This is a genomic window from Streptomyces sp. NPDC030820 (genome assembly GCF_055572075.1).
Genome location: NZ_JBVIEB010000001.1, coordinates 789,269 through 804,662 on the forward strand (window position 1 = coordinate 789,269; position 15,394 = coordinate 804,662).

A 15,394-nucleotide genomic window follows, 5' to 3' on the forward strand; every position below is an offset into this window, starting at 1 on the left:
TAAGCTATCAGCGGCTGCTCCTGCGCAGCCTCACCGAGTACTCCCCGACTCGAGTGGACGTGCTCTTCTCGAACGTCAACTTCATGCATCTCCCTACGGATTTCGACCGGTTCGAGGTGCACGAGGACGATCAGTTCGCCATGCCGGGGGTGGAGATCGCGAGCCCGCGAGGAAAATGGTTCATCGTCAACGGCGGGGTCGGCTATGTCCATGCGACCCACTGTCAATGGCACGAAGATGAGGGGAACTCCATGACGCCTTCCCGCTTTGGACCGTTCAGGCCGACGGACTGAGCTCCATGAAGGACGTGTAGGGCTCCTGTGCCGCTGTGCGAGAGGATCGGAACCTCGCTCATCGGTACAGGAGCCTTCGTGCTGCTGCCGGGCTCAGTGCGGGAATGCCCGGGGTGGCCGTTGCCTGGGCAGTTCCTCGCGGAAGGCGGCGATGGCGGAGCTGATCTGGCGCATCAGAACCGTGTCCTCCAGCCGGTCGAGGTAGAGGTTCGCGCGCGCCAGGACGGGCAGGTCGACACAGAAGTACAGCGCCATCAGCGGGTTGACGAACAGTTCGCTGCCACGGGTGCGCTCGGTGAACCTCACGTCACCGAACTCCCCCCGCACGGCGGCGGCGACGGACCCGTGCACGATGCTCGGATGACTCGCGTGGCAGCGCTGGGCATCGGCCACCGCGTCGAGGTAGGCGGCCCCCTCAGGGCTTTCGCGGGGCAGCGAAAAAGCACCCAGATAGCCTCCGGCGCGGTCCAGGCGGGCCAGGTTCTCCAGCACCAGAGAGTGGCTGACACCGTGATAGGCGTCCACACCGAAGCCCACGCAGGTCACCAGTCGGTGCGGGACCTCGTCCAGCCCGGCGACGGCCGCCAGGCTGGCCATGTCCTCCTCCGGAGTGCCAAGCCCGTGCTCGTCCCCGCGCATCAGGATGTCGGTCCCGCCGTCCACCAGCACGATCGCATCCACCCCGCCCACATGCTCCAGAAGTGCCCGGTAGGCGGCGCGCAACGGCTGGACACCCGTGCGGGGGAAGGCGTAGACGGTGTCGGGCAGTTCCCGCGAGTGGAGCCAGCGGGCGAGGGAGCGCTCGGGGAAGTAGTCGCCACGCAGCGGGGTGTCCGGGCGGACGGCGGCGACGTCTTCCGCGACCCAGGAGTCCAGGTCCAGGCCGTAGAGGTCGGAAAAGGACAGGCTGGCCAGGTGAACCTCGGCACCGGCCGACCGCAGCGCGAGAGCCAGGGGCAAGCCGGCGTAGACGTCGAAACCCCCGCCCGCACCGGCGACGAGGATCCGGCGCGCCTCGCGCAGGCGGCTGAAGAAGACGGGCTCACGGAGGGAGAACACCACCCGACCCTAACAACGCCCGCGCACGGGAACCCCGGAATGCTGCACAGAGGACCGCGAATCCGCTGGTGAGGGCCTATCCGGCGCTAGGTCTGGCCTAGTTCGAGCAGAACTGATATCAGTTTCTGAAAGAGCGTCAGAAACGTGCGGTGCGGTGGGAGGCAGTCGGCCATGACCGAGCTCGTGGAACACGGACAGCTGTTCATCGGCGGGGAGTTGACCGAGCCGCTGGGCCAGGACGTCATCGAGGTGATCTCCCCGCACACCGAGGAGGTCATCGGCCGGGTGCCGCACGCCTGTCGGCAGGACGTGGACCGGGCCGTGGCCGTCGCGCGCCGCGCCTTCGACGAGGGGCCGTGGCCGCGGGCGGCCTTGGAGGAGCGGATCGAGGTCGTCACCCGCATCAAGGACGGCATCGCCGCCCGGCACGAGGAGATCGCCCGGGTGATCTCCGCCCAGAACGGCTCCCCCTACTCCTGGAGCGTCCTCGCCCAGGCGCTCGGCGCGATGATGGTGTGGGACGCCGCGATCAGGGTCGCGCGGGACCACACGTACGAGGAGCGCCGGGACGGTGTCCTCGGGCCGATCCTCGTCCGCCGTGAGCCGGTCGGCGTGGTCGCGGCCGTGGTGCCCTGGAACGTCCCGCAGTTCGTCGCCGCCGCCAAGCTCGCGCCCGCGCTGCTGGCCGGCTGCACGGTCGTACTGAAGCCGTCCCCGGAGTCCCCGCTCGACGCGTATCTCCTGGGGGAGATCGCGCGGGAGGCCGGTCTGCCCGAGGGCGTGCTCTCCATCCTGCCCGCCGACCGCGAGGTCAGCGAGTACCTGGTCGGCCACCCCGGCGTCGACAAGATCTCCTTCACCGGCTCGGTCGCGGCCGGCAAGCGGGTGATGGAGGTCGCCGCGCGCAACCTCACCCGGGTGACCCTGGAGCTCGGCGGGAAGTCGGCGGCGGTCGTGCTGCCGGACGCGGACGTGCAGACGGCGGTGGCCGGGATCGTCCCGGCGGCCTGGATGAACAACGGGCAGGCGTGCGTGGCCCAGACCCGCATCCTCGTCCCGCGCGCCCGCTACGACGAGTTCGCCGACGCCTTCGCGGCAGCGGCCGGCGCGCTGAAGGTGGGCGACCCGCTGGACCCGGCGACCCAGGTCGGCCCGCTCGTCGCCCGCCGCCAGCAGCAGCGCAACCTCGACTACATCCGGATCGGCCAGGAGGAGGGTGCCAAGGTGCTCACCGGCGGCGGCCGGCCGGCGGGGCTGGACCGCGGCTGGTACGTCGAACCGACCCTCTTCGGCGATGTCGACAACGCCATGCGGATCGCCCGCGAGGAGATCTTCGGCCCGGTCATCTGCCTGCTGCCGTACGGCGACGAGCAGGAGGCGGTGAAGATCGCCAACGACTCGGACTACGGCCTGTCCGGCAGCGTGTGGACGGCCGACGTCGAGCACGGCATCGACGTGGCGAGGCAGGTCCGCACCGGCACCTACTCGGTCAACACCTTCAGCCTGGACATGCTGGGCCCCTTCGGCGGCTACAAGAACTCCGGTCTGGGGCGGGAGTTCGGGCCGGAGGGGTACGGCGCGTACTTCGAGCACAAGATGATCCACCTGCCGGCGGGGGCGTAGGCCATGGGCGACCGCTGGCACGTCGAGGTCGACCGGTCGGTGTGCATCGGCTCGGCCCAGTGCCTCCACCACGCCCCGCACGCCTTCCGCCTGGACTCCGCCCGCCAGTCCCACCCGGTGCAGGCGGACACGGACGCCGGCGAACCCGTCCTGGAGGCCGCCGAGAGCTGCCCGGTGGAGGCGATCGTGATCACGCTGGTGGAGAGCGGGGAGGCGGTGTTCCCGCCCGAGGAGTAGGGCCGCCGGCCCTCGGTCACTTCAGGTGGGCGACCACGTTGCTGACCGGGTGTGTGCCCGCACCGGACTCAGGGCTCGGCACCCGGTTCCGTCAGGTCGATCAGCCTGCACACCGTCTCGATGTCTATCTTCACCTGGGCGATGGAGGCGCGGCCGGAGAGCCAGGTGATCAGGGCCGAGTGCCAGGTGTGCTCGATGACCCGGACCGCCGAGAGCTGCTCGGGGGTGGGGTTCTCCAGGCCCATCGCGTCCAGGATGATCAGGGTCGTCTGACGGGAGACCTGGTCGACCTCCGGCGAGACGCTGCGGTCGGCGAAGGTCAGGGCGCGGACCATCGCGTCGGCCAGGTGCGGCTCGCGCTGGAGGGCACGGAAGGCCCGCATGAGGGTCTCGGCGACCCGCTCGGCGGCCGTGTCGCCGGCCGGGGGCTTCTTCCGCAGGGTGCCGTGCATGTGCTCCAGCTGGTCCTGCATCGTCGCCACCAGCAGATGGACCTTGGAGGGGAAGTAGCGGTACAGGGTGCCGAGGGCCACCTGGGAGGACTCGGCGACCTCGCGCATCTGCACGGCGTCGAAACCGCCCCGGCTGGCCAGCTGGGCGCTCGCGTGCAGGATCCGGCGGCGGCGGGCCTCCTGGCGCTCGGTGAGCGGCGACGAGGAGGGCCGGACCGTACTGGCTTCCACCTTGGATTCCGCAGGCATGGGTCCCGTTCCGTGACAGTCGGTGAAGGCGTCTGTGGGGCACGTGATCAGACAGCATGGTAGGACGGTCCGCCGTGGCGTGAATCACCTGATCCACTGCTCACAGCGCCCCTACCTGCCGGTAGATTCAGAGCCTCTTGAACGATCAAGTCTGAAACTTGTTCTAGATTAGCGTCCCGACGTAGTCTCGCGGGACAGTGCAGGCAGAAGGGGGCACGGAGTGACCGCTGAGGCCCGTGTGGCGGGCGTCGATCAGGGCCCCGCTGCCGACGGCGAGCGACCGCTCGACATCGCGCTCCTCACCTATAAAGGGAACCCGTTCTGCGGCGGCCAGGGTGTCTACGTACGGCACCTCTCCCGTGAGCTTGCCCGGCTCGGGCACCGGGTCGACGTCATCGGCTCGCAGCCGTATCCCGTGCTCGACGAGGGGTATCCCCACCTCACGCTCACCGAGCTGCCCAGCCTCGACCTCTACCGCCAGCCCGACCCCTTCCGCACCCCGGGGCGGGACGAGTACCGGGACTGGATCGACGCGCTCGAAGTCGCGACGATGTGGACCGGCGGCTTTCCCGAACCGCTGACCTTCTCCCTGCGCGCCCGCCGCCATCTGCGGGCCCGGCGCGGCGAGTTCGACGTCGTCCACGACAACCAGACCCTCGGGTACGGGCTCCTCGGTGACATCGGCGCGCCCCTGGTCACCACCATCCACCACCCCATCACCGTCGACCGGCAGCTGGAGCTGGACGCGGCCGAGGGCTGGCAGCGCCGCTACTCGGTGCGCCGCTGGTACGCCTTCACCCGGATGCAGAAGCGCGTCTCGCGCCGGCTGCCCTCGGTCCTCACCGTCTCCGGCAGCTCCAAGCAGGAGATCGTCGACCACCTCGGCGTCCGCGGCGACCGCGTGCACGTGGTCCACATCGGCGCCGACACCGATCTGTTCGCGCCGAATCCGGCCGTGCCCGAGGTGCCGGGCCGGATCGTCACCACCTCCAGCGCCGATGTGCCGCTCAAGGGGCTGGTGTTCCTGGTGGAGGCGCTGGCCAAGGTGCGCACCGAGCAGCCGGCCGCCCATCTCGTGGTCGTCGGCAAGCGGCCCGAGGAGGGGCCGGTCGCGGCGGCGATCGAGCGGTACGGCCTCGAAGGCGCCGTCGAGTTCGTCAAGGGCATCTCCGACGGCGAACTGGTCGACCTGATCCGCTCGGCCGAGGTGGCCTGCGTGCCCTCGCTGTACGAGGGGTTCTCGCTGCCCGCCGCCGAGGCCATGGCCACCGGCACCCCGCTGGTCGCCACGACCGGCGGCGCGATCCCCGAGGTCGCCGGCCGCGACGGTGAGACCTGCCTGGCCGTACCGCCGGGCGACGCGGGGGCGCTGGCCGCCGGGCTCGTCCGGCTGCTGGGGGACCGTGAACTGCGGGTGCGGCTCGGCCGCGCCGGCCGCGAGCGGGTGCTGCGGCACTTCACCTGGGCCCGCGCCGCCGAGGGCACGGTGGCCCACTACCGCGAGGCCATCGCCCGCGCCGGCCGCTCCCACGCTCGTTCAGGCTCGCACGGGGGCGCGCCCACCGCGCCCACCGCCGCCCCGATTCCCGGCCGCTCCGCGGCCCCAGCAAGCGTTGCAGGCGTCTCTTCCGAAAGCAGGGCCACGTGCTGACCGTCGACTTCTCCCGGTTCCCGCTCGCCCCGGGCGACCGCGTCCTGGACCTCGGCTGCGGGGCGGGCCGGCACGCCTTCGAGTGCTACCGGCGCGGCGCCCAGGTCGTGGCCCTGGACCAGAACGGCGAGGAGATCCGCGAGGTCGCCAAGTGGTTCGCGGCGATGAAGGAGGCCGGGGAGGCACCCCAGGGCGCCACCGCCACGGCGATGGAGGGCGACGCGCTCGCCCTGCCCTTCCCGGACGAGTCCTTCGACGTGATCATCATCTCCGAGGTGATGGAGCACATCCCCGACGACAAGGGCGTGCTCGCCGAGATGGTCCGGGTGCTCAAGCCCGGCGGCCGGATCGCGATCACCGTGCCGCGCTACGGCCCCGAGAAGGTCTGCTGGGCCCTGTCCGACGCCTACCACGAGGTCGAGGGCGGCCACATCCGCATCTACAAGGCCGACGAGCTGGTGGCGAAGGTCCGCGAGGCGGGCCTGAAGCCGTACGGCAGCCACCACGCGCACGCCCTGCACTCGCCGTACTGGTGGCTCAAGTGCGCGTTCGGCGTCGACAACGACAAGGCGCTGCCGGTGCGGGCGTACCACAAGCTGCTGGTCTGGGACATCATGAAGAAGCCGCTCGCCACCCGGGTCGCCGAGCAGGCGCTGAACCCGCTGATCGGCAAGAGCTTCGTGGTCTACGCGACCAAGCCGCACCTGCCGCGCCTCGCCGAGACCGAGACCGCCGAGGCGGCCGCCAAGTGACCACTCCCCGGACAGAACACCTCGTCCTGCCCGGGGTCCTCACCGCCGAGCAGGCCGCCGCGACCGTCCGCGGCATCCTCGCCGTACAGCGGGAGGACGGCGCGATCCCGTGGTTCCGCGGGCATCACCTGGACCCCTGGGACCACACCGAGGCCGCGATGGCCCTGGACGCGGCCGGCGAGCACGAGGCCGCCGAGCGGGCCTACGAGTGGCTGGCCCGGCACCAGCACGAGGACGGCTCCTGGTACGCCGCCTACGCCGACGGCGCCCACGACGACGTCACCGACCGCGCCCGCGAGTCGAACTTCGTCGCCTACATAGCCGTGGGCGTGTGGCACCACTATCTCTCCACCGGCGACGACACGTTCCTGGACCGCATGTGGCCGTGCGTCTGTGCGGCCATGGAGTGGGTGCTCGCCCTCCAGCAGCCCGGCGGCCAGATCGGCTGGCGCCGCGAGGACGACGGCACGCCCACCGCGGACGCCCTGCTGACCGGCAGCTCCTCGATCCATCACGCGCTGCGCTGCGCGCTCGCCATCGCCGAGCAGCGTGAAGAACCGCAGCCCGACTGGGAGTTGGCGGTGGGAGGCCTGCGGCACGCGATCCGCCGGCACCCGGAGCGCTTCCTCGACAAGGACCGCTATTCGATGGACTGGTACTACCCGGTCCTCGGTGGCGCGCTGACCGGCGAGGAGGCCAGGGCCCGGATAGCAAAGTCCTGGGACCGGTTCGTCGTACCGGATGTCGGCGTGCGCTGCGTGGTCCCCAATCCGTGGGTCACCGGCGGCGAGTCCAGTGAGCTCGCCCTGGCCCTGTGGGCGGTGGGGGAGTCGGACCGCGCCCTGGAGATCCTCCAGTCCATCCAGCACCTGCGCGACCCCGAGAGCGGCCTGTACTGGACGGGCTATGTCTTCGAGGACGACGCGATCTGGCCCCGTGAACTCACCACCTGGACGGCCGGCTCCCTGCTCCTCGCCGTCGCGGCGCTCGGCGGCCACGAGGCGACGTGCGCGGTGTTCGGCGGGGAGCACCTGCCGGCCGGACTGGACACCGACTGCTGCGGCTAGGCCGCACAGCTCAGTGCCGGTGTATCCGGTTGGCGATGGCGTGGCCCACGAACAGGTACACCACCGCGGCCAGGCCGTAGCCCGCGACCACCCTCGCCCAGGCCTCGTTGAACGTGAAGAGGTCGTGGGACCAGCCCGCCAGCCAGGCGGCGGCGTGGTGGACGAACTGGACCAGGCTGTTGGCGCGGTTGGCGTCCAGCAGGTACATCAGAATCCACAGGCCGAGGATCACCGCCATGATGTCGGCGACGACCGCGATGACCGTCCCAGCCTGATTCGCACCGTTACGATATCGAAGGGACATACCTTCCGGATTGCCGGACGGCGGGCGGTGAAACCCGAACGGCGGCGCCCGAGTCGCGTACCCGGCCGTCCCGGGTGAGGCTGCCGGAGGAAGCATTCCGCTCGGGGAGGACATGTCCGGAGGACCCCGTGCCCGTACCCATACGGCGCCTCTGCGTGGCGCTCACGCTGTGCTGCGCCCTGCTGGCCGGTTCCACCGCCTGTGGCAGCAGCGAGAAGACCGGCACGAAGGACAGCGCGGCGGTCCGGGCCACCCCCGCCGCCACCCCCAGCCCGACCACCTCCGCCGAACGGCAGAAGTTCGCCAAGGCCCGGTTCGTGGCGAACGCGGGCCTCGCGGCGGGCGCGACCTACCAGTGGATCGTGAAGCCCTGGAAGGCGGGCAAGTTCAAGAAGGGCGCCAAGGGTCGCAAGATGACCCTGGTGAAGGCCGGTCTGGCCGGCGCGTTCACCTACAACCGGCTCAAGGCGGCCAAGAAGAACGCCCAGGGCGATCCGCTGCTGTCGAAGGCGCTCGCGCCGCTCGGCGCCGCCATCGACGGCCTGAAGAACCTGCCGTCCAAGCTCCGCAGCGGCGACGGGAACGCGGCCAACGCCTTCAACGACGTCATCAACAAGGTCAAGGACGCGGGCAGCAGCGCCGGCGCCCCGGTCAAGAACCAGGTGCCCACGCAGTCCCAGCTCTCCCAGGGCGGTTAGGAGTTCAGCTCCGCCAGCACTCTGAGAGTGTGCGGGTCCGGTGACAGGGCCAGCAGGTCCGTCACCGGGCCGGCGCGCCACAGCCCCAGCCGCTCGGCGATGCGTTCACGCGGCCCGACCAGCGAGATCTCGTCGGCGAAGGCGTCCGGCACGGCCAGCACGGCCTCCTCCCGCCGCCCCGCCAGGAACAGGTCCTGGATCCGCCGGGCCTCCTTCTCGTACCCCATGCGTGCCATGAGGTCGGCGTGGAAGTTGCGGGAGGCGTGGCCCATGCCGCCGATGTAGAAGCCGAGCATGGCCTTCACGGGCAGCAGCCCCTCGGCCACGTCGTCGCACACCTTCACCCGGGCCATCGGAGCCACCAGGAACCCCTCCGGCAGCCCCCGCACCACGTCCCCGTACGCCTCCGGCCGGCTCGGCGCCCAGTACAGCGGCAGCCAGCCGTCGGCGATGCGGACGGTCTGGGCCACGTTCTTCGGGCCCTCGGCGCCGAGCAGCACGGGCAGGTCCGGACGCAGCGGATGGGTGATGGACCTCAGCGGCTTGCCGAGCCCGGTGCCGTCCGGCCCCCGGTACGGCAGCGGATGGAACCGCCCGCCGGAGGCCACCGGCGCCTGGCGCCGCAGCACCTGCCGTACGACGTCCACGTACTCCCGGGTCGCGGTCAGCGGCGACCTCGGGAACGGGCGGCCGTACCAGCCCTCCACCACCTGCGGCCCGGACAGCCCGAGCCCGAGCATCATCCGCCCGCCGGAGAGATGGTCCAGGGTGAGCGCGTGCATCGCGGTGGTGGTGGGCGAGCGGGCGGCCATCTGGGCAACGGCCGTACCCAGCCGGATCCTTGAGGTCTGTGCGGCGATCCAGGTCAGCGGGGTGAAGGCGTCCGAGCCCCAGGACTCCGCCGTCCACACAGAGTGATACCCGAGCCGCTCCGCCTCCTGGGCGAGCGGCACATGACCGGCGTCCGGACCGCGTCCCCAGTAACCGAGTGCGAGACCGAGCCGCATGCGCCTGCCTCCTGACGTACCGTCAGTTCACTGCCGGGAGGTGACTGTACGACAACGGCCCCCCGCCCGGAAGGGCGAGGGGCCGTGCGCGCCTGTGCGGGGCTCAGCCGCGCTGGATGCCGGAGGTGTCCTGGAGCACGCCCCGGCGGCCGTCCTGGGTCTGCGCGACCAGCGCGGCACCGCGCTGCTCGACGGCCAGGTACCAGGTGCCCGGCGCCAGTTCGGCGATCGGGGTGGGCGAGCCGTCCTCCGCGAACAGCGGACGGGTCACCGGCACGGCGAACCAGAACGGCGAGAAGTCCGCGACGGGCGGCTGCGCCGCCGTCGGAGCACCCTGCGCGGCAGGCTGCTGCCCGAACGGCTGACCCGGCTGCGGCTGGGCGCCGTACGGCTGTCCCGGCTGCGGCTGCGCACCCGGGTACCCGTAACCACCGGGCGGCTGGGCGCCGTAGGGCTGCGGGGCGACCGGCGCGGGGGCCGGGAGCAGCGCGCCCTGGAGGGCCGGGACCAGGGGGGTCGCGACGGCGGCGGCGGCGAGGACGAGCGCCGCGATGAACCCCAGGATCAGGCCGGAGCCGGCGTCGACGTGGTCAGGCACGTCCACCAGCGTCCAGAAGAGGGTCCACGCGGACAGAATTGTGAAACCCGTGCCCACCATGCCGAGGTCCAGGCCCAACACCTTGCGCTGCTGCGGCAGACAGCGGTTGAGGACGATCAGCGCGGCACCGATGACGGCCCCCATGTACGTGCCGAGGCCCGTCCCGAGTTCGTCCCACACGCTCTGGCTGTCGGAGAAGCCGGAGACCGAGTAGGAGTAGAGCTTGAGGAACGACGCGATGAACAGCAACACCGCTGCTCCGATCACCACGCCGTCGCCTCTAGTGAGGGAGCGGATGTTCACTTCAGGTCCTTCGTGAGTCGTCTCGTCGTCGGTAGACACTACCGTCCGCAAGATCCGGCTGTCCGGCCGGTTCCGCCCGTCGGTCACGAAGCGCGCAGGAAACTCACGATTCCCTCAGAGATCCCTTGCGCCGCCCGCTGCCGCCAGGCGCCGCTGGTCAGCAGTGCCGCGTCCTTGCTATCGCGCATGTTGCCGCACTCGATGAACACCTTGGGAACCGTTGACAGATTGAGACCGCCCAGGTCCGTGCGCGTGACGAGACCGGTGCCGTTGCCGAGGTAGTTGGACGGCGGTTCATCGGTGTCGCGCAGGAAGTTCCCGGCGATGCGGGCACCGAGGTCGTGCGAGGGTCCGACGATGCGGCGGGTGTCGGCGGCACCGGAGTGCACCGAGCCCGGCAGGATGACATGGAAGCCGCGGTTGCCCTCCGCCGAGCCGTCGGCGTGGATGGAGACGGCCGCGTCGGCGTGCGCGTCGTTGCCGATCCGGGCCCGCTGGTCCACACACGGCCCCCAGGCCGGACTGTCGCCGTCATGGGTCAGCTTCACCGTGGCGCCCTGCTTCTCCAGCAGTGTGCGCAGCCGGTGGGCGACGTCGAGGGTGAACCGGGCCTCGGTGTAACCGGCGTTGGTGGACGTCCCGGTGGTGTCGCACTCCTTGAGGTTCGTGCCGATGTCCACCTTGCGGTTGATCTCCGCCGCGTGCTGGAAGTTGCCCGGGTTGTGCCCGGGGTCGATGACCACGACCTTGCCTTTGAGCGGACCGGACGCGGAACCCGCCGAGGACTGCTTGCCGTCGTCCGTCGCGGAAGGGGAAGCGGAGCGAGCGGACGGGGAGAAGGACGGGGAGGACGCGGCGGAGGTACCGGACGCCGGAGCGGCGGAGGCCGTACGCACGCCGCCGTCCCCGGCACCGCCGCCCACCGCCTCGTACACCACCCAGCCGAGCAGCGCACCGGGCACCAGCGCGGCGAGCGCCACGGTCAGCGGGCCACGCCGGGGCCGGCGCGGCTGCGGGGGATCGAACTCCGGGCCTAGGTACGACACGTCTGCCACCCTAACGGCTGTCCAGGGTGTCCAGGCGGACCGCCGACACCGAGGCCCGCCCGGTCGAGGCCAAGGCCGCCGCCTCCCCGGACATCGAGGCCTGGCTCGCCCTCTGCCGCGAGCACTCCCGCCGCGTCCGGCCGCGCCGCATCGCGTCCCTCGCCGTGGCCACCGCCACCGGCATCACCACCCTGGTCAGCGCCTTCCTGGTGCCCGGCTGGACCCTCACCGCCTACGTGGCCGCCGCCGCAGCAGCAGGCGCCTTCGGCAAGAAGGGCGACAAGCCGCTCATCACCCGCTACGTCGCCACCAACGTCCTGCGCCGCCTCGACTCCACCGAGGTCTTCGAGACCCTCGCCGCGATCGGCTTCGAGGGCAAGAAGGGCCGCCGCGGCGTGGAGTTCGCGTCCGAGGTGATGCGGGACGGGCCCGGCCGGCGCGCCGAGGTCGACCTGCCCCCGGGCGTGAAGGGCACCGAGGTACTGGAGAAGCGGGAGGCCCTCGCCGCCGCCATGCGCCGCCCCATCAGTACGGTGTGGCCGGAGGCCGACCGCACCGCGCACCCCGGCCGCCCGGTGCTGTGGGTGGCGCAGCGGGACCCGGCGAAGGCCGGCCGGAAGCTGTGTCCGCTCATGAAGGACGGCCAGGCCGACGTCTACGAGCCGCTCCCGTTCGGGTTCGACCCGCGCGGCGACCTGGTCGAGATCACCCTCATGTACTCGAACCTGCTGGTCGGAGGCATCCCCGGCTCCGGCAAGACGTCCTGCGCCTTGGCGATCGTCATCGGCGTCGCCCCCGACCCGACCGCCGAACTGTGGATCTACGAGCTGAAGGGATCCGGCGACCGCGACGCGGTCAAGCCGATCTGCCATCGGTACGTGTCCGGCGACGAGGACGAAGACCTGGAATGGACACCGCGGCCGCCTCCACCGCGCTCAGCGCGGCCCTGAGGCCGTTGAGGATCTCCACCAAGCAGATCACCATCAGGGAGTGCTGCGGGGGCGCCAAGGGACTGCGGTACACCGATCTCCCGGCCGACGGGGACGGCGAGTAGGGGCCCTCGGGCCGGTTTCGGATCAAGCCTGTGGTTTCACGTTGATCCGAAACCGGTTTCGCCCCTGGTATCGGCGGCGACCTGGGAAGTTTCTGGTTTCGACCATCTTCGAGGCGTCCCCGGCTAGCTCACAGCCCACCATCGGTGCTCGGCGCCGACCTGGAAGGGTCGAATTGCTATTGCCAGTCAGCATCCGGCTGAGTCGTAATAGGCCCAATATCCGGCGTCGTACCCCCGGAGGTAATCCCGGTTGTAACTCGACGGGCTGTAGTCATCGCAATCTTGACCGTCGTAGCGACCGTCGTTGTAACCGCGTCGATAGTCCCGGCGTGACTGAGGGGCGAGGGTGTGCGTGGACTGTGCTGTGAGAGCGGCTGAGCCGGGCGGGGCAGCGACGGCCTGCGGTCCCACTCCAGGCATGAATGTCACGCTCCCAGCGGCGAGTGGGGCTAGGAGCAGTACGAGGAATCGCTTCGCGTGCATGGTATTTCCCATTCCAGAAACGGGGGCGAGCATTGGCGCCTGCCTTATCCCGGTCAGGGGTGAACTATTGCGACAGATGGCTCGTTGAACGCTCTGCGTAAGTCATCTGGGCAACCACATGGCGGCGGGTTGCGCCTTCGGCGCCGTGTGTCTGATTTGCCGATCATTTCCGGCTGCGGCGCCCACATTTCGACGGTATCCACTCACATCCGCCATGTCCACTCAGGGTCAATCACGGCGCGTCAGGTGGGCGGCTGAGGCCAGCATGGCGGCAACGTGAACCTCGAATTGTTTCTGGACGGTCGCGCGAGTCTTGACGTGGAGTCACGACGTCCCGTGAGTGGGCGTCACCGGACGCGACGCGCAGTGCAGCCGTGGGGTTCACTCTCGACCGTGCACGGCCGTGATCACGCCACGGTGACTCCTCGAATCCGCCAACGCCCTTGTGCGATTGGGGTCACCCATGCGGGGTCACAACACGGACACACCGCACACCCTCGCGACTCGCGCCGAGCATGATGCCCACCTCGACACGCACGTCCTTGGGGGGACCATGCGCACCCGCACTGCCGCCTGCGCCGTCCTGCTCGCCCTCGCCGCCCTCACGGTTGGCTGCGACTCAGGCTCCGGTACCGAAGTCAACCCGGCGGCCTGCAAGACGGCCATGGCCGAGCAACTCCGAAAGAGCATGGCCAACGCGGCGAAGACGGGCGCCGGCCCAACCGCCACCAGCAGCCGCCCCGCCGCCTGCAACGGCATCGACGACAAGACCGCCCAGCGACTCGCTGGCGAAGTCACGAAAGAGTGGCTGGCCAGCGACGAGGCCGACAAGGCGGTCGGGGACATCATCGACAGCGCCAGCCCCGTTCCCGTTCACACCCGCAGATCTCAGACGAGTGCCGCGCTTGGATCAAGGCCGAACTCCAAGACTCCACGGACGGCATCGACGCCTCCGTCGGCTACAGCGTCTGCGGTGACCTCTCCGACGAGGAACTCGACCAGGCCATCGAAGACGTCACCCAGGAACTGATCAACTCCACACCCTGACCGGGCAGCCGCGGTGCCGGTCTCCGGGCGTCGGTAGCCTCGCGGCACGCCTGACTACTTGACCGTGTCCACCGCGACCGAGACCCGCGAACAGGCCGTCGCCCTCGCCCAGTCCGCCGTCCAGGCCCGGCTCGCCGCGGGTGCCCAGATCATCGGACCCTTAACGTCCGTGTTCTGGCACGCCGGGGAGTTCGGCACCAGCGAGGAATACCAGCTGCTCCTCAAGACGACCGGCGCCCGGTACGCCGAGCTGGAGGCCCACCTGATCGAGCATCACCCGTGGGACAGCCCCGAGGTGTGCGCGGGATCATCCCGTTCGGCGCGCAGCTGCGCCGCACCGTCCCGCACGCATTCTGGATCTATGACCGCCGCCTGGTCATCGTCGAGACGATCAGCGAGGAACTGTGGCTCACCGGCGACGAGGACCTGCAGCTGTACGAGCGGGCGTGGGACTGGCTCGCTGAGTCCGCCGAGTACGGGCCACCGGCACGGCGGCTGATCGGCCGTGCACGGGCCTCTCTCGACCTCTCGTAGGCAATCAGCCGCAACGCCTCCAACTGGGCGCGCAATCACGCGCAATCGGCGCGCAGGGCTGCAATCGCCCTGCATACGGTCGCGTCATGACCCACCCGATGCTCTCCGCCGCACTGTACGAGGCCGGGGACGCGTGGCTCGCCGAGTGCAGCGGCCACCCGGAACTCGCCGGCGCGGCATGGGATCAGGAAGTCCCCGCCTCGATCGCTTCAGGCGACCACTGGCTCGCCGCCGAGTCCAGCCTCATCCAGGGCTGGCCGCCTCCCGGATCCGTTTCTCAGATCCCCGCTGCCGTTCGCCGCAGGACACGCAGTGAACCGGTCACCGAGACCTCCGTGAACGCCCCGGACTCAAGCGCCCGCAGGTACACCCGGTATGGGGCCTGCCCGGTGAACTCGTCCTCGGGTTCCGGAAAGACGTCGTGAATGACCAGCAGTCCCCCCTCGGCCACATGGGGGGCCCAGCCCTCGTAGTCGGCGCTCGCGTGCTCGTCGGTGTGGCCGCCGTCGACGAAGACGAGCCCGAGCGGGGAGTTCCAGATGGCCGCGATCTGCGGGGAGCGGCCCACGAGGGCGACCACGTGCTCCTCCAGCCCCGCCTTGAACAGCGTCCGCCGGAAGGCCGGCAGGGTGTCCATCAGCCCGACCTCGGGGTCGACGGTCCCGGGGTCGTGGTAGTCCCACCCGGGCTGCTGCTCCTCACTGCCCCGGTGATGGTCCACGGTCAACGCCGTGACCCCGGCCGCACGGGCCGCGTCAGCCAGCAGCACGGTCGACCGCCCGCAGTACGTCCCGACCTCCAGCAACGGCAGCCCCAGCCGCCCCGCCTCCACGGCAGCTCCGTACAGCGCCAGCCCCTCGTCCACGGGCATGAACCCCTTGGCCGCCTCGAAAGCGGCCAGGATCTCGGGCTTGGGGGCGGCGGTCATAGGGGGCCT

At 70.5% G+C, this 15,394-nt stretch carries 17 protein-coding genes and 2 pseudogenes; 12 read left to right on the plus strand and 7 right to left on the minus strand.

Translation table 11 applies throughout. The annotated features are described in order from the left end of the window. The first annotated feature begins 53 nt into the window (after positions 1-53). Positions 54-293: a hypothetical protein gene (locus tag ACZ418_RS03555; RefSeq protein WP_468356272.1), complete on the plus strand. Its 240-nt coding sequence runs from the start codon at positions 54-56 to the stop codon at positions 291-293. A gap of 93 nt (positions 294-386) precedes the next feature. Here the strand turns inward: ACZ418_RS03555 and ACZ418_RS03560 are convergent, their stop codons facing one another. Continuing rightward, positions 387-1,352: a DUF1152 domain-containing protein gene (locus ACZ418_RS03560; RefSeq protein ID WP_468356275.1), complete on the minus strand. Its 966-nt coding sequence runs from the start codon at positions 1,350-1,352 to the stop codon at positions 387-389. 171 nt (positions 1,353-1,523) lie between these two features. Between ACZ418_RS03560 and ACZ418_RS03565 the strand changes: the two genes are divergently transcribed. Together ACZ418_RS03565 and ACZ418_RS03570 are read left to right on the plus strand one after the other, a co-directional pair. After that, positions 1,524-2,975, plus strand: coding sequence for an aldehyde dehydrogenase (locus tag ACZ418_RS03565; RefSeq protein WP_468356278.1), 1,452 nt, complete (start codon positions 1,524-1,526; stop codon positions 2,973-2,975). Positions 2,976-2,978: 3 nt separating this feature from the next. After that, a complete protein-coding gene (locus ACZ418_RS03570) occupies positions 2,979-3,212 on the plus strand; it encodes a ferredoxin (protein WP_468356281.1) in 234 nt (77 codons plus the stop codon). A 68-nt stretch (positions 3,213-3,280) separates the two neighbouring features. Here the strand turns inward: ACZ418_RS03570 and ACZ418_RS03575 are convergent, their stop codons facing one another. Next, positions 3,281-3,913, minus strand: coding sequence for a TetR family transcriptional regulator (locus ACZ418_RS03575; protein ID WP_468356284.1), 633 nt, complete (start codon positions 3,911-3,913; stop codon positions 3,281-3,283). Positions 3,914-4,133: 220 nt separating this feature from the next. On the opposite strand from ACZ418_RS03575, the gene ACZ418_RS03580 reads away from it, so the two are divergent. Genes ACZ418_RS03580 through ACZ418_RS03590 form a run of 3 tightly spaced genes read left to right on the plus strand, consistent with a single transcriptional unit; the run spans position 4,134 to position 7,383 of the window. Continuing rightward, entirely contained in the window at positions 4,134-5,564 is a 1,431-nt protein-coding gene (locus ACZ418_RS03580) for a glycosyltransferase family 4 protein (RefSeq protein ID WP_468356287.1), read from the plus strand. Next, entirely contained in the window at positions 5,558-6,316 is a 759-nt protein-coding gene (locus ACZ418_RS03585) for a class I SAM-dependent methyltransferase (protein WP_468356290.1), read from the plus strand. The genes ACZ418_RS03580 and ACZ418_RS03585 overlap by 7 nt, the downstream gene beginning before the upstream one ends. Further along, positions 6,313-7,383, plus strand: a complete 1,071-nt coding sequence (locus tag ACZ418_RS03590; RefSeq protein ID WP_468356293.1) for a prenyltransferase — start codon at positions 6,313-6,315, stop codon at positions 7,381-7,383. The genes ACZ418_RS03585 and ACZ418_RS03590 overlap by 4 nt, the downstream gene beginning before the upstream one ends. A gap of 10 nt (positions 7,384-7,393) precedes the next feature. Here the strand turns inward: ACZ418_RS03590 and ACZ418_RS03595 are convergent, their stop codons facing one another. Then, positions 7,394-7,687 (minus strand): hypothetical protein, encoded by a 294-nt coding sequence (locus ACZ418_RS03595; protein WP_468356296.1) that lies wholly within the window; start codon positions 7,685-7,687, stop codon positions 7,394-7,396. Between the two features lie 128 nt (positions 7,688-7,815). Here ACZ418_RS03595 and ACZ418_RS03600 point away from each other — a divergent pair, with 128 nt between their 5' ends. Next, positions 7,816-8,385, plus strand: a complete 570-nt coding sequence (locus ACZ418_RS03600; RefSeq protein WP_468356299.1) for a hypothetical protein — start codon at positions 7,816-7,818, stop codon at positions 8,383-8,385. Here the strand turns inward: ACZ418_RS03600 and ACZ418_RS03605 are convergent. From ACZ418_RS03605 to ACZ418_RS03615, 3 genes are all read right to left on the minus strand, one after another. Continuing rightward, the gene (locus tag ACZ418_RS03605; RefSeq protein ID WP_468356302.1) at positions 8,382-9,392 is read right to left on the minus strand and encodes an LLM class F420-dependent oxidoreductase; all 1,011 of its coding nucleotides are present in this window, start codon (positions 9,390-9,392) and stop codon (positions 8,382-8,384) included. The two genes, ACZ418_RS03600 and ACZ418_RS03605, sit on opposite strands and share 4 nt — an antisense overlap. A 103-nt stretch (positions 9,393-9,495) precedes the next feature. Next, a complete protein-coding gene (locus tag ACZ418_RS03610; RefSeq protein ID WP_468356305.1) occupies positions 9,496-10,293 on the minus strand; it encodes a hypothetical protein in 798 nt (265 codons plus the stop codon). Between the two features lie 83 nt (positions 10,294-10,376). Further along, the gene (locus tag ACZ418_RS03615; protein WP_468356308.1) at positions 10,377-11,339 is read right to left on the minus strand and encodes an N-acetylmuramoyl-L-alanine amidase; all 963 of its coding nucleotides are present in this window, start codon (positions 11,337-11,339) and stop codon (positions 10,377-10,379) included. Positions 11,340-11,365: 26 nt separating this feature from the next. Between ACZ418_RS03615 and ACZ418_RS03620 the strand changes: the two genes are divergently transcribed. The 5 genes and pseudogenes from ACZ418_RS03620 to ACZ418_RS03640 form a co-directional block, all read left to right on the plus strand. Continuing rightward, complete coding sequence (locus tag ACZ418_RS03620; protein ID WP_468356310.1) at positions 11,366-12,289, plus strand: hypothetical protein; 924 nt, start codon at positions 11,366-11,368, stop codon at positions 12,287-12,289. Next, positions 12,247-12,393 (plus strand): hypothetical protein, encoded by a 147-nt coding sequence (locus ACZ418_RS03625; protein ID WP_468356313.1) that lies wholly within the window; start codon positions 12,247-12,249, stop codon positions 12,391-12,393. The genes ACZ418_RS03620 and ACZ418_RS03625 overlap by 43 nt, the downstream gene beginning before the upstream one ends. Before the next feature lie 1,036 nt (positions 12,394-13,429). Beyond that, positions 13,430-13,906 carry a hypothetical protein gene (locus tag ACZ418_RS03630; protein ID WP_468356316.1) on the plus strand — a complete coding sequence of 159 codons (477 nt, stop codon included), beginning with the start codon at positions 13,430-13,432 and terminating at the stop codon, positions 13,904-13,906. A gap of 75 nt (positions 13,907-13,981) precedes the next feature. Next, positions 13,982-14,227 (plus strand): annotated as a pseudogene (gene cutA, locus ACZ418_RS03635) (divalent-cation tolerance protein CutA); the annotation flags it as partial. Further along, positions 14,227-14,457: pseudogene (locus ACZ418_RS03640) on the plus strand (Scr1 family TA system antitoxin-like transcriptional regulator); the annotation flags it as partial. The pseudogenes cutA and ACZ418_RS03640, both read left to right, overlap by 1 nt. A gap of 277 nt (positions 14,458-14,734) precedes the next feature. On the opposite strand, the gene ACZ418_RS03645 reads toward ACZ418_RS03640, so the two are convergent. After that, entirely contained in the window at positions 14,735-15,385 is a 651-nt protein-coding gene (locus ACZ418_RS03645) for a class I SAM-dependent methyltransferase (RefSeq protein ID WP_468356319.1), read from the minus strand. Between the last annotated feature and the right edge of the window lie 9 nt (positions 15,386-15,394).